Origin of the sequence: Jeongeupia naejangsanensis, from assembly GCF_016865585.1 — a bacterium.
Lineage (GTDB): Bacteria > Pseudomonadota > Gammaproteobacteria > Burkholderiales > Chitinibacteraceae > Jeongeupia > Jeongeupia naejangsanensis.
Map to the genome: position 1 here is coordinate 18337 of NZ_JAESND010000004.1, position 12674 is coordinate 31010.

Consider the following 12674-nt stretch of genomic DNA (forward strand, 5'->3'; position numbering starts at 1 on the left):
TGCGCCGGATTGGGCACGGCAGAGGCCGTGGATTGCGGGCGCTACTATACGGCGCGCTGCTGGCCGGTGTCAGTACCGGCTGTGCGACCCGGCCGGCGCCGGTCGCGTCGCAACCGACGCCGGCACCCAGTGTGGTGGCGCGTCCGGCACCGCCAAAGCCGGCACCGGTAGAAATCACGCCGCTGCCGCAGACACCGGCAGTCACTGTCGAAGCAAAGCATGACGCCTACATCGCAGTGCTGTTGCCGAGCGCGACGGCAAGCAAGGCGCTGAAGCCGGCTGTCGACCAGATCGTGGATGGCATCATCAAGGGGGCGCGTGTCTTCGGCCAGGGCTCGGAGCCGCCGCTGCGCGTGTTCGAAACCACCGATCAGGACGAGGACGTGCTGGCGCAGTACAACAAGGCCGTCGAAGGCGGTGCAGCCGCCGTGATCGGCCCGCTGACGCGCAGCGCGGTCAATTACCTTGCCGACAACGGGCAGTTTCCGGTGCCGGTCATCGCACTGAACAGCTTTGATGCCCGCACACTGCGGCGCCCGAATCTGTACAGCTTCAGTCTGTCGGTCGAGCAGGAGGCCAGCGAGGTCGCGCGGGTGATGCGCGAAAGCGGCGTGCGCAATCCGCTGATCGTCACGGCCGCCAATCCGCTGAGCCAGCGGATGAGCCAGGGTTTTGCCGCCGCCTGGCAGGCGCTCGGCAATCCGGCGCCGCAAGTGATCGATGCCGGCAATGCCACGCAGGCGCTGGCGGGCTTGCGTGCGCAGGTCGCGGCCAAAAATCCCGACGCGGTGTTCCTCGCAACCGGCTTCAAGCTCGGTCGCAAGGTCCGGCCCTTCATCGGCAACGACTTGCCGGTGTATGCCACCTCGCAGATCAATCCGGGCCCACTGCCGGCGACGGCGATCGCCGATCTGGCTGGCGTGCGTTTCCTCGACATGCCGTGGGTGGTCAATGCCGATGACCCGTACTATGCGTTGTTTGCCCGCGCACGGACGCAGTCGAACGACTACGAGCGGATGTTTGCGCTGGGCGTCGACGCATGGCGGATCGCCGCGGCGCTGATTCACGCACCGGGGCAGTCGGTGTCGTTCGACGGCCTGACCGGCCAGTTGAGCCAGCGTACCGACGGCGTGATCGAACGCCGCCTGCTGCCGGAGCGTTTCGGCGAAGGCAACGCCGTTCCGTCGGCCAGCGACAGCGCGACACCGGACGACGGTGCCCCGATCCTCTAGCCCGCCCGGCGAGCGCGGGGCCGTTGCCGAAGCGCTTGCCGCCGATTACCTGATCGCCCGCGGTCTTCGCATCGTGGCGCGCAACTGGCGTTGCCGCCGCAGCGAGATCGACCTGATCTGCCGCGACGGGAACACCCTGGTCTTCGTCGAGGTCAGACAGCGTGCTTCCGGCCGCTTCGGCGGCGCCGCCGCCAGCATCACGCCGGCGAAACAGGCGAAATGGATCGCCGCGGCGCAGTCCTATCTTCTCGGCGTTTCGCCGGTTCCGCCTTGTCGTTTTGACGCGGTGTGCATCGACGGCGACGCCATTTCCTGGCTCAAGCACTGTATCGAGGCCTGAGGGCCCGCTGTAACAAAGGCAAGCAAATGGATTTATTGCAAAGGGTGCGCGAGCACTTCGAAGAATGCGTCACCACGCAGCAGATGGTGATGGAGATTCTGGGCCCCAGCGTCGGGCTGGCGGCGGAAAAAGTCGTTCAGGCACTGATTTCCGACGGCAAGGTACTGGCTTGCGGCAACGGCGGCTCGGCTGCGGTGGCGCAGCATTTCGCCGCCGCCATGGTCGGCCGTTTCGAGCGCGAGCGGCCGGGTTTGTCGGCGGTGGCGCTGACGACCGATTCGTCGGTGCTGTCGGCCATCGCCAACGATTACGACTACGACCTGGTGTTCTCCAAGCAGGTGCATGCGGTCGGCCGCGCCGGCGACGTGCTGCTGGCGATTTCGGCGTCGGGCAACTCGGCCAACGTCGTTGCAGCGATCAATGCCGCGCACGAAAGGCAGATGAGTGTGATTGCGCTCACTGGCAACGATGGCGGCCAGATCGGAGACTTGCTGGTCGGTGACGACCTGCACCTGTGCGTGCCGGCCGAGCGGACCGCCCGGATTCTGGAGGCGCACATCACCCTCGTGCACGCGCTGTGCGACACGATCGATTACATGTTGTTGGGAGGCGAGTAAATGAAGAAGTCCCGTATCGTAGCAGTCGCGCTGGTGGCGTCGCTGTCCCTGTCGGCCTGCGTGCCGATCGTCATCGCCGGTGCGGCCGCGGTCGGCGCGATGGTCGGTTCCGACCCGCGTCGCGCCGAGACGATCAAGACCGACTTCGACATCAGCGCGCGCATCAGCGCCAAGATCCTCGACGCCTACAAGGACACCGCGCACGTCAACGTCAATGCCTACAACGGTATCGTGCTGCTGACCGGTGAAGTACCCAACGAAGCCGCCAAACAGAAGCTGACCGAACTGGCGCGCACCGAACCGGGCCTGCGCAAGCTCTACAATGAAACCGTGGTGGCGCCGGTTTCGGGCAGCACCGACCGCCTGAACGACACCCAGCTGACCGCAAGGGTGAAGACCGCCGTATGGACCGAATCGTCTGACAGCGGCGCGCTGCACCTGATGGTCGTGACCGAACGCAAGGTCGTTTACCTGATGGGCATCACCCGGCCGGACATTGTCGACCAGGCGGCGCGCTCGGCCAGCATGGTCGACGGCGTGGCCCAGGTCGTGAAGCTGGCCGAAGCCAACCCGGTCGGCCCGGCCGACGAGGCGCTGCGCAAGTAAGCGCCAGCCCGCCTCGCACCGGCCTCGATGCACGAGAGGGGCGGATGTGAGGCGGAGTGCCTGCAGCGTGTTGTTGATCACCCTGCTCGCCGGCTGCGTGCCGCTGATGCTGGTGGTCAATCTGGTCGAGATCGGTGTCGTCGTCGGCACCGATCCGCGACCGGTTGCGGTGATGAAAACCGATTTCGAGCTGGCCGGCCGGCTCGGCAAGGCGCTCGACGCCGAATTTGCCGAAACGGCCCACGTCAGCGTCAACGCGTTTGACGGCGTGGTGCTGCTGAGCGGCGAAATACCCGACGACGACGCCCATGCGCGGCTGGCGGCGCTGGGTACGGCCCAGCCCGGCGTGCGCCGGCTGCACGATGAAACGGTGGTTGCATCACCATCGACGCCGGCCGAACGCGCGACCGACACCCAGCTCACCGCCCGGGTGAAGGCGAACATCATCGCCTACGCCAGCGACAGCCTCGATTCGATGCACCTGATGGTCGTCACCGAACGGCGCGTCGTCTATCTGCTGGGCAAGACCCGACCGGCCTATGCCGAACATGCGGCGATTGCAGCCCGACTGGTCAGCGGTGTTCAGCGCGTCGTGGTGCTGGTCGACACCGGTGCGGCCATCGCACCTCCGGTGCCGAATGAAACTCCGGATGCGGTAGAGCCGCCGGATGATGCGCCCATGCCTGCACCGAATTCGTGAACCGGTGCTCAGAGCAGCGGCGCGAGGTCCCTGGCGATCATCGCCGCGATTGCCGGCTGGGCGTCGGCCACCGGATGCAGCTGGTCGGGCTGGAACCAGTCCGGCCGGTTGATCACCGGCGCCAGCAGGAAGGGCGTCAGCCCGGCGCGATACTGCTTCGCCAGCGCCGGGTACATCGCAGCGAAAGCACGCGTGTAGTCCGGACCGTAATTCGGCGGCATCTGCATGCCGACCAGATGGACCTTGGCGCCGGCTTTCTGTGCTGCGGCGATCATGGCACCGAGGTTGCTTTTGGCCTTGGTCACCGGCAGCCCGCGCAGCCCGTCATTGGCGCCGAGTTCGATGATGACCAGCTTGGGTTTGTGGATTTTCAGCGCTTGCGGGAACCGCGTCAGGCCTCCGTCGGTCGTTTCTCCTGATACGCTGGCGTTGACGACGGTATACGGCTTGCCATTGCGTGCCAGTTCGGACTCGAGCCGGACCGGCCAGGCCTGGTTGGCGGCGATGCCGTAACCGGCCGACAGGCTGTCGCCGAACACCAGCAGCACCGGCTTGCCGGCGGCCACGACCTGACCTGCCAGCAGCGCAATACCGCAGAACACCATAAGCTGAAGCACCGCGCGTTCCCACACCTTGCCCATCCGGTTCCCCATGTCCATCGCCAGTCCTGCTCCTCTTTCCAGATCCGTTCTCGATTGCCGCTCGCTCGGCAAACGTGTTGCCGTCGCCGATGGCCCGCTCGACCTGCTTGCCGACATTTCGTTCTCGCTGCCCGAAGGCGAAAGCCTCGCCATCGTCGGTGCATCGGGTTCGGGCAAGTCGACGCTGCTGGCGCTGCTCGCCGGGCTCGATCTGCCCAGCAGCGGCAGCGTGATGCTGGCCGGGACCGATCTGGCCTCGCTCGACGAAGACGGCCGTGCGCGGCTGCGCGGCCGGCTGGCCGGTTTCGTTTTCCAGTCCTTCCAGCTGCTGCCCGAGCTGACCGCGCTCGAGAACGTCATGCTGCCGCTCGAATTGGCATCCCGCAAGGGGGCGCGCGACATTGCTGCCGGCTGGCTCGAACGTGTCGGCCTCGGCAAGCGGCTCGAGCACACGCCGCGCACGCTGTCGGGCGGCGAGCAGCAGCGCGTGGCGCTGGCGCGTGCGTTCTGCACCGGCCCACGCATCCTTTTCGCCGACGAACCGACCGGCAGCCTCGATACCCACACCGGCGAAAAGATTGCCGACCTGCTGTTCGAGCTGAACCGTGAAACCGGTGCAACGCTGGTGCTGGTGACGCACGACGAAGCGCTGGCCGCGCGCTGCAGCGCCAGTCTGCGGATTGCCGCAGGGCGCGTGGTCGAACAGCGCGGGTTTGCCGCATGAAGCTCGCGCTGCGCCAATTCCGCCGCGGCCTTGCTGCCGGCGATTACCGTACGCTGATTGCCGCGCTGGTGGTGACGATCGCCGCGCTGACGGCGGTCGGCCTGTTCGCCGGCCGCATGGCCAAGCTGCTCAATACCGAAGCGAACAACCTGCTCGCCGCCGATGCGGTGCTGACCGCCGACCACCCGATCCCGGCGCATTTTGCCGATGCCGCCCGCGCTGCCGGGCTGGTCGTCGCGCAGACGCAGGCGTTCCCGAGCATGGCGGCCAAGGGGGACGCGGCGGTGCTGGCCAGCGTCAAGGTCATTGACGGCGCGTATCCGCTGCGTGGCAAGCTGTGGCTGGCCGGGCACGCCGAATCCGCCGTTGGCGCGCCGCCGGCAGGGTCGATCTGGCTGGATCCGAGGCTGGCGAACCGCCTGAAGCTGAAGGTCGGCGATACCTTGCGGCTGGGCAACACCCGGTTCAACGTCGCGGCGCTGATCGACCGCGAGCCCGATGCTGCACTCGATTTCGCCAGCCTGCAGCCAAGGCTGATGATGAATGCCGCCGATCTTGCCCAGACCGGGCTGGTCGGCTTCGGCAGCCGGATCAAGTACCGGTTGCTCGTCGCCGGTCCGCCACAGGCGGTTGCCGCGTGGCAGCAGCAGGCGCGCAGCACGCTGGCACGCGGCGAACGGCTCGAGGACGTCCGCGAGGCACGCCCCGAGGTCAAGACCGCGCTGGAACGCGCCGAAACCTTCCTGCGACTGGTCACGCTGCTTGCTGCGACGCTGTCGGGCACAGCGGTGCTGCTGGCGGCACGACGCTTTGCCGCGCGCCGCGCCGATGCCGTTGCGCTGTACGTGACGCTGGGGGCAACGCGGGCGCAGATCCGCGGCATCCTGCTCGGCGAGCTGCTGCTGCTGTTCGTGTTCGGCGCGCTGGCTGGCGGTGCGCTTGGCTGGGCTGCGCAGGAGGTGCTGGGTTGGGCGGTGCGCGACCGTTTGCCGGCGCCGCTGCCGGCCGGTTCGTTCTGGCCGTGGATTGCCGCTTGCGGTTTCGGCGGCGTGCTGCTGATCGGTGTTGCGGGACCTGCGCTGCTGCGGCTGGCGGCGACGCCGCCGATCCGCGTGCTGCGGCGTGAAACGACCGCACCGCCACGGCTGTGGCTGACGCTGGCACTGACCGGTATCGCCACGGCCGCGCTCTTCGTCGGCGTGGCGGGCAACGCCAAGCTGGCCGCCATCGTCGCTGCCGGTATCGCGGGTGCGCTGCTGGTGGCCGGCCTGCTCGGCTGGGTCTTGCTGCTGCTGTTCGGTCGTTTCGCCAAGGGCTTCGCCGCGCGGATTGCCGTGCGGCAACTGGCCCGCCGACGCTGGCTGGCGGCGGCGCAACTCGGCGCGCTGGCGGTCGGCCTGCTGGGGCTGTGGCTGCTGACGGTGGTCGAGCGTGATCTCCTGAGCGCTTGGGAAAAGCGCGTCCCGGTCGACGCGCCGAACCAGTTCGCAATCAACATCCAGCCCGATCAGGCTGCGTCGCTCGACAAGGCATTTGCCGATGCCGGTTTCGCGCCGCCCGCGCTGCAACCGATGATTCGTGGCCGCTGGATGGCGCAGAACGGCAAGCAGGTCGAGCCGAAGCGTTTCGAGGACGACCGCGCGCAGCGGCTGGCCGAGCGCGAGTTCAACCTGTCCTGGGGCGAGACCTTGCGGGCGGACAACCGGCTCGACACCGGTACACCGCTCGACGAATCGAAACCGGGCTACTCGGTCGAAGCCGGGCTGGCGAAGACGCTGGGCATCAAGCTCGGTGATACGTTGACCTTTGACGTCGCCGGCACCAGGGTGAGCGCGCCGGTCGTCAACCTGCGTACGGTCGACTGGGATTCGTTCCGGGTCAATTTCTTCGTCGTCGGCACCCGGTCGCTGTTCGCCGAGCTGCCGGCCAGCCTGATCACCAGCTTCCACCTGCCGGCGGAACGTCGCGATGTCGTCGCGCGCTGGTCGGCGCAGTTCCCCAATGTCACCTTCATCGATGTCGGCGAGGTGCTCGGCGAAGTACGTCGCGTGCTCGAGCTGGCGTCGAGTGCTCTGCGGCTGGTGTTCGGCTTCTGCCTCGCGGCCGGGCTGACCGTGCTGCTGGCCGCGCTGGAAACGACCGCGCCTGAGCGCCGGCGCGAGGCGGCGGTGATGCGCGCGCTCGGTGCCAGCAGGGCGCAGATCACCAAGGTGCAATGGATCGAAGGTGCGGCCATCGGCGCGACGGCGGGGCTCGTTGCCGGCGTCGCGGCCAGCGTGTCGGGCTGGCTGCTGGCGCGTGAAGTGCTCGAACTGACCGTGCCGTGGAACTGGCAGTTGCCGCTGATGAGTCTGGCAACCGGCGTGCTGCTTGCCGCGCTGATCACCGCGTGGGAGCGGCGGCAGCTCTCGCGTGCATCCGCGCTACGCCTGCTGCGCGATCCGGGCTGAGGGCCGTCAGACCGGGGGCTGGCGTTGCGGATTCCAGGCGATCTCCCAGAGGTGGCGGTCGGGATCCTGAAAGTAGCCGGCGTAACCGCCCCAGAAGGTCGGTTGCGCCGGCTTGACGATGGTGGCACCGGCCGCGGCGGCTTGTGCCATCACCGTATCGACCTCGGCTTGCGACGCCACATTGTGCGCGAGACAGACGTCCGGAGCGCTTGCTGCCCGTAGTGGCAGGCCGGTGTCGTGCGCCAGGCTGGCGCGTGGCCACAATGCCAGCCCCAGCCCTCCGTGCAGCTCGAAGAAGGCGACGGCGCCGTGCTCGAACGCGTCGCCGACGCTGCCTTCGGTCACCAGCCCGAGCCCGTCGCGATAAAAATGCACCGCATCGTTCAGGTCGTCGACGCCGAGGGTAATCAGGGCGATGTACGGCTTCATCTCAGGTCGCTCCGCTACGGGACGCCATACTGGCTGGCGCCCGGTCCGATTCAAAGACCGAGCGCGGACAGCCCGGGGTGATCGTCGGGGCGTCTGCCTTGCGGCCAGTGGAATTTCCGGTCGCGTTCGTGGATCGGCAGGTCGTTGATGCTGGCAATGCGCCGGCGCATGAAACCGTGCTCGTCGAATTCCCAGTTTTCGTTGCCGTACGAGCGAAACCAGCTGCCCTGATCGTTGTGCCATTCGTAGGCGAAGCGCACGGCAATGCGATTCCCGTCGTGCGCCCACAATTCCTTGATGAGCCGGTAGCCCTGTTCCCGATGCCATTTTTGGGTCAGGAACTGCACGATTGCGGTTCGGCCACTCAAAAAGTCGGACCGGTTGCGCCAGACGCTGTCGACGGTATAGGCCAGCGACACACGTTCAGGATCTCGCGTGTTCCAGGCATCTTCGGCTGCGCGCACCTTCAATGCGGCAGATGCGGCATCAAAAGGCGGCAGGGGCGGTCGGGGAGAAATCGCTTCACTCATCATCGGACTCCAGGGCAATCGTCATCACGGTTTACGGGGGCTGCGGTCTTCGATTTTCTCTGCGACCGGCAGTGGAAAAGGATGGGTTGGTGCGTGCCGGAGCCGGATTCCGGACCGGCGGATGCCGCCTGTTGATACCTCGGGTCAGGGCGCTTTGGTAAGCGGCCAGGCCGCTTTCAGCTGATCCACGGTGCCGTTGAAAACGTTGATGTCCATGTCCGGCTTGGTTCCGGGTACCGGCAGTTGCGGCAGGATCTCGCTGGAAAATTGCCACAGGGTATAGCTGGGCCATACCCCTGTCGGGAAGTCATTCACTTTCGACCTGAAGCGGGCGTACCAGAGCGGTGTCTTGGTGAAGACACTGTCCTTGTACTTGGCGGAAATCAGTTTCGCGCTGGCGTGATTGGTGTAGAGCACGGGATAGCGCCCCGTCCGCTCCTTGATGCGATCGATGAAAATGATCGCTTCGTCGGCGTTCATGAGGGTTTTCGATTGGGCGTCCTCGAGGTCCAGTGCGATCAGCTCGCTCGGTTCGGGCTTGACCGTATCGATATAGAAATCCGCCTGCTGCTTCGGATTGCCGGCAACGCCCCAGTGGTAGGAGCCCCACAGATAGCCGCGCTTCAAGGCTTCCGCCTTCCGCTTGGCGTAACCGGGATCAAGCTTGGTCGTGCCGATCGTGGATTTGTGAATGATGGCGACGACGCGCTGCTCGGTAGCCAGTTGATCCCAGTCGATGCGATTGGCGTAGTAGGGATCGATGACCAGCGCCACGTTTTTGTCTTTCCAGGGGGCGTTGAATTCCGCAGCCTGGGTTGATACGGCCCAGACGACAGCAAGGATCAGTGCGTAGATGCGCATGGGATGCTTTTCCGTTGTGCTCTAACGAATGGAAGGGGGCTGCCCGGAAACCGTGGCGGATGCATGCCACGAGTCGGCATGACTTACTCGGCATGAAATATATAGCCCAGCCATGCCATCCATGCCGATGTCTTGCTTGATGCAGAGGCTGCTGGCTCGGCCGGGCGCGGCTGGCCGGATCATCGTCGGTCGCGCCCGTTCGGTATGGGCTGCCATCGCCGCCGCATGGCACTGGAGGTCGCGGCTCACACGCCGGGAGCGGGTTGGCGCAGAGTCGGGACGGTGAGGGGGTGAGGTACGAGGGGGGCTTCAGCCCTGGCAGGCTGCTCCGATGGCGCCGGCGTCGGTCACGAAGCGGTTACCGTTGCCCTGGATAGCGGCAATGCGGCGGTCGCGCGCTGTTTCCCAGCCGTCGACCGGGTAGGTCTTGGCCCACGCGCACATCAGCTGCTTTTCCTGCCGACTCATCGTCAGGCCATAGCGCTCGTACATGTAGAGGTAGGTGCGGCCGATGCGGCCACGGACTTCCTCGCGCGGCTGGGCGCGGCGCTGCTGGAAGTCGACGATGGTCTGGCACTGGCCATACATGGGCGTCGGATTGCGCGTCCACGCGCCGTAACCGAAGTTGCTGCGATCGCCGTTGACTTCGCCGACCGAGGGAACGAGGTTGACCAGATCGCCTTCGGCAGTCTGGAACACCGGGTCCTTGTCGGCACACTGCTTGCGGCCGCCGCTTTGCCAGCACTGGCGCTGGTGTCCCAGATTCCAGGCCGGAACGATGTGCTCCCATTCGATCCGCGCCGCGCGCTCGGCGTTCTTGCGCGGCTTGAAACCGCAGGACGACCAGTTCACCTTTTTGCCGTTGTAGTCGCAGCCGCAGTAGAACTCCTCGCGCAGCTCGCCGGTAAAGATCCGCGGCAGCACGCGCTTGGCGTTGACGAAGTCGCGGTGGCCGACATCGCTGGTGCGCGTCACCAGCGGCGCGGCACCGGTTGCCGAATCGGGGGATTGCGGCCCGCTTTTCAAAAGCTGATCGCCGAGCTGGGCCAGGGTTTTGGTGACCTCGTGGCGGGCGATTTTCTGCAGCTCGTGCTGCACGTCTTTGGGGATGTCGTCGCCACAGGCGGCGAGGCTGAGGCTGAGCAGGGCGGGAACGAGATAACGCATCGGCGGCATTCTTGCCGCCGGCACCTCGGCTTACCATGTGAATATGCCCTTGCGCTGCGGCAACGGCTTTGCATGCAGCTTGGACTGCCGTTCCCTGCATCGGCATTGCATCGGGGGCTGCCCGATGCAATGTGTCGTTCCCGGAGGTCAGCGCGCGACCAGGACCATCGGTGTGCCTTTCAGTGCGGCCAGATCGCGGCCGCCGGCATAGCTGATCGACGACTGCAGATCCTGTTGCAATTCGACCAGCAGTTTCTCGATGCTGCCCTTGTACGGCACCAGGATCTTCTTGCCTTCGACGTTCACATACGCGCCCTTGTTGTGCTCGGAGGCGCTGCCGAAGTATTCCTTGTAATGCTTGCCTTCGATTTCGATCAGGCCGCCGGCCGACTCGTCGTAGCCGGCAAACAGCGAGCCGGCCATCACCATGGTCGCGCCGCAGGCCAGCGCCTTGGCAATGTCGCCGTGCTCGCTGATCCCGCCATCGGCAATCACCGGCACCTTTACGGCGGCGGCACAGTCGAGCGTGGTCGAGATCATCGGCCGGTGAAAGCCGGTCTTGTTCTTGGTGATGCAGACGCGGCCACCGGCAATGCCGGCCTTGATGGCATCGCAACCCCAGCTTTCAAGGTCGCGCGCGGCGTCGGCGGTGGCGATGTTGCCGCCGATCAGGAAGGTGTCCGGAAACTGCTTCTTCACGTGCGCGATCATCCGCTCGGCCTTCACGCACCACGCATTGGCGATGTCGAGCGTCATGTATTCGGGCGAGATGCCGGCGGCGCGCAGGGCGTCGAGCTGGGCGTAAGTCTCATCGTTGACGCCGACCGAGATCGATGCGAACAGCCCGGCATCGTGCATGTTGCGGCAGAAGGCCACCGGATCGACGTTGAAGCGGTGCATGGTGTAGAACCAGCCGCGTTCGGCGAAATGGCGGCAGGTCGCTTCGTTGATCACGCTTTTCATGTTCGATGCGTAGACCGGCATCGCGAAACGTCGCGGACCGAAAGCGACCGAGGTGTCGCAATCCTTGCGACTGTCGACGACGGTTTTCTGCGGCACGAGGTAGACGTCGCCGTAGTTCAGTTCGGGGGTGATGGTCACAATGGACATCGGGTGTATTCCTCTCCGTTGGCATGGACCGGGTGTGCACCGGCCCTGCACGCCGGAACGAAGTTCGAGCGCGCAGACTGCGATTGAAAAAAACGGGGGCCCCAATAAAAACGGGAGCGGCACGCCGCTCCCGTTTTTCAAAAAAAATCTTGCAGAAATCCTTGCGCCATCAGCCACTTAGCGGCCGAGCACGTTTCCGAATCTAAGCTGCCTTGGCGGCGAAGTCAACCCCGTTCGGTGCCGATCCATCCGCACTGCTGATCCAGATCAATGCGTATCCGGCTGCATGCATCGCAGGCGGAACGGGCGCACGCCGGCATGGTCCGAGGGCGGCTATGGCGCCGGTTTCCAGCTGCTGTCCGGATCGTAGCGCGCCATCTTCGCGGCCAGGCTGGCCGTATCCGACCCGAGGTTCTTTTCGAACACGGTGCCGTCCTGATTGACGATGAAGGTCAGGACACCCGATACACCGTACTTTGCCGGCCAGGCGACAAGGGCAAAGCCGCCGAGCATTTTGCCCTTGGCCATGTAGTCGTATGCGCCGCCCTTGGCGTTCGGACCCTGGGCCGACAGGATGCGGTAGTAGTAGCCGTAATAGGGCGAGCGTGCCTGACTCACTTTCTTGCCATAGCCGTGCTGTGCCGCGTCGGCAAACAGTGGGCCGAGCGGACTGGCTTCGTCGGTCTCGCCGGTCGGCCAGTACAGGCCGTCGCGTTTGCCAGGTGTACTGACAAGGCGTTGGGCAAAATGCAGCAGGCCGGTCCGTTCCGGATCGCGGCCGAAGTATTCCTGCTGCGCGTCGACGTAGGCGAGCGCGGCCTGAATGGTGGCGTTCTCGTTTTGGCCGATCCGGCGGTTGATCAGTTCCTCGCGGCCGGCGGCGGCATCGAACTGCCACTGGCCTTTGAGCTTGCGCAGCGGAATCGGGAATGGCCAGCGGTTGTCGCCGACCACCAGCGTGGCGCGGTCGCCGGTATCGTGTTCGATGTCGTGGTGCGCCTGATAGGCAGTGGTGAATTGTTCCCGGCTGTAGCGGTCGGCGACCGGGTCGCCGGAGTCGATCAGCGGCCGGGCCTGACTGCCGAGTACCTGCAGCATGGCCGCCTGCTTGCCCGATTGCACGGCGGTGTGCAGCGCGGCGGCGGCGGCATCCGGCGTGGTGTAGCGGCCTACCGTGGCAGCAATCGCCGGAGCGGCGAGCAGGATCGCGGCGATCAAGCCTGCAACCAGTTTGAAGGAGGCAAGGTGCTTGGCGGGCATTGGTGTG

The 12674-nt window shown here is 65.8% G+C and carries 14 protein-coding genes; 7 read left to right on the plus strand and 7 right to left on the minus strand.

From position 1 onward, the window contains the following. Positions 1–32 precede the first annotated feature (32 nt). From JMJ54_RS09595 to JMJ54_RS09615, 5 genes are all read left to right on the plus strand, one after another. Complete coding sequence (locus JMJ54_RS09595; RefSeq protein WP_203538172.1) at positions 33–1232, plus strand: penicillin-binding protein activator; 1200 nt, start codon at positions 33–35, stop codon at positions 1230–1232. After that, on the plus strand, positions 1216–1572 hold the full coding sequence (locus JMJ54_RS09600; protein WP_203538174.1) for a YraN family protein: 357 nt from the start codon (positions 1216–1218) through the stop codon (positions 1570–1572). Before JMJ54_RS09595 ends, JMJ54_RS09600 begins: the two co-directional genes overlap by 17 nt. Positions 1573–1598: 26 nt before the next feature. Then, positions 1599–2189: a phosphoheptose isomerase gene (locus tag JMJ54_RS09605; RefSeq protein WP_203538176.1), complete on the plus strand. Its 591-nt coding sequence runs from the start codon at positions 1599–1601 to the stop codon at positions 2187–2189. Then, a complete protein-coding gene (locus JMJ54_RS09610; protein ID WP_203538179.1) occupies positions 2190–2795 on the plus strand; it encodes a BON domain-containing protein in 606 nt (201 codons plus the stop codon). Between the two features lie 67 nt (positions 2796–2862). Continuing rightward, a complete protein-coding gene (locus JMJ54_RS09615) occupies positions 2863–3495 on the plus strand; it encodes a BON domain-containing protein (RefSeq protein ID WP_203538180.1) in 633 nt (210 codons plus the stop codon). 8 nt (positions 3496–3503) lie between these two features. On the opposite strand, the gene JMJ54_RS09620 is transcribed toward JMJ54_RS09615, so the two are convergent. Beyond that, entirely contained in the window at positions 3504–4154 is a 651-nt protein-coding gene (locus tag JMJ54_RS09620; RefSeq protein ID WP_239000011.1) for an arylesterase, read from the minus strand. Here JMJ54_RS09620 and JMJ54_RS09625 point away from each other — a divergent pair. Then, positions 4147–4860 (plus strand): ABC transporter ATP-binding protein, encoded by a 714-nt coding sequence (locus tag JMJ54_RS09625; RefSeq protein WP_203538182.1) that lies wholly within the window; start codon positions 4147–4149, stop codon positions 4858–4860. The genes JMJ54_RS09620 and JMJ54_RS09625 overlap by 8 nt on opposite strands. Continuing rightward, positions 4857–7310: an ABC transporter permease gene (locus tag JMJ54_RS09630; RefSeq protein ID WP_203538184.1), complete on the plus strand. Its 2454-nt coding sequence runs from the start codon at positions 4857–4859 to the stop codon at positions 7308–7310. Before JMJ54_RS09625 ends, JMJ54_RS09630 begins: the two co-directional genes overlap by 4 nt. Before the next feature lie 6 nt (positions 7311–7316). Here JMJ54_RS09630 and JMJ54_RS09635 read toward each other — a convergent pair whose 3' ends face one another. The 6 genes from JMJ54_RS09635 to JMJ54_RS09660 all read right to left on the minus strand — a co-directional run bounded on the left by JMJ54_RS09635 (position 7317) and on the right by JMJ54_RS09660 (position 12667). After that, entirely contained in the window at positions 7317–7739 is a 423-nt protein-coding gene (locus JMJ54_RS09635) for a VOC family protein (protein WP_203538186.1), read from the minus strand. 50 nt (positions 7740–7789) lie between these two features. Continuing rightward, complete coding sequence (locus JMJ54_RS09640) at positions 7790–8269, minus strand: nuclear transport factor 2 family protein (protein WP_239000012.1); 480 nt, start codon at positions 8267–8269, stop codon at positions 7790–7792. A gap of 144 nt (positions 8270–8413) precedes the next feature. Then, positions 8414–9130 carry a glycoside hydrolase family 25 protein gene (locus JMJ54_RS09645; RefSeq protein ID WP_203538187.1) on the minus strand — a complete coding sequence of 239 codons (717 nt, stop codon included), beginning with the start codon at positions 9128–9130 and terminating at the stop codon, positions 8414–8416. Positions 9131–9439: 309 nt separating this feature from the next. After that, positions 9440–10297, minus strand: coding sequence for an endonuclease (locus JMJ54_RS09650; RefSeq protein ID WP_203538189.1), 858 nt, complete (start codon positions 10295–10297; stop codon positions 9440–9442). 147 nt (positions 10298–10444) lie between these two features. Beyond that, entirely contained in the window at positions 10445–11407 is a 963-nt protein-coding gene (locus JMJ54_RS09655; RefSeq protein WP_203538191.1) for a GMP reductase, read from the minus strand. 333 nt (positions 11408–11740) lie between these two features. Then, entirely contained in the window at positions 11741–12667 is a 927-nt protein-coding gene (locus JMJ54_RS09660; RefSeq protein ID WP_203538193.1) for a DUF2950 domain-containing protein, read from the minus strand. Positions 12668–12674: the final 7 nt, after the last annotated feature.

Coding starts and splice junctions, on each gene's coding strand:
- JMJ54_RS09605 (WP_203538176.1), top strand. CDS start 1,599: ATGGATTTATTGCAAAGGGTGCGCGAGCACTTCGAAGAATGCGTCACC.
- JMJ54_RS09610 (WP_203538179.1), top strand. CDS start 2,190: ATGAAGAAGTCCCGTATCGTAGCAGTCGCGCTGGTGGCGTCGCTGTCC.
- JMJ54_RS09625 (WP_203538182.1), top strand. CDS start 4,147: ATGTCCATCGCCAGTCCTGCTCCTCTTTCCAGATCCGTTCTCGATTGC.
- JMJ54_RS09620 (WP_239000011.1), bottom strand. CDS start 4,154: ATGGACATGGGGAACCGGATGGGCAAGGTGTGGGAACGCGCGGTGCTT.
- JMJ54_RS09630 (WP_203538184.1), top strand. CDS start 4,857: ATGAAGCTCGCGCTGCGCCAATTCCGCCGCGGCCTTGCTGCCGGCGAT.
- JMJ54_RS09635 (WP_203538186.1), bottom strand. CDS start 7,739: ATGAAGCCGTACATCGCCCTGATTACCCTCGGCGTCGACGACCTGAAC.
- JMJ54_RS09640 (WP_239000012.1), bottom strand. CDS start 8,269: ATGAGTGAAGCGATTTCTCCCCGACCGCCCCTGCCGCCTTTTGATGCC.
- JMJ54_RS09645 (WP_203538187.1), bottom strand. CDS start 9,130: ATGCGCATCTACGCACTGATCCTTGCTGTCGTCTGGGCCGTATCAACC.
- JMJ54_RS09650 (WP_203538189.1), bottom strand. CDS start 10,297: ATGCGTTATCTCGTTCCCGCCCTGCTCAGCCTCAGCCTCGCCGCCTGT.
- JMJ54_RS09655 (WP_203538191.1), bottom strand. CDS start 11,407: ATGTCCATTGTGACCATCACCCCCGAACTGAACTACGGCGACGTCTAC.
- JMJ54_RS09660 (WP_203538193.1), bottom strand. CDS start 12,667: ATGCCCGCCAAGCACCTTGCCTCCTTCAAACTGGTTGCAGGCTTGATC.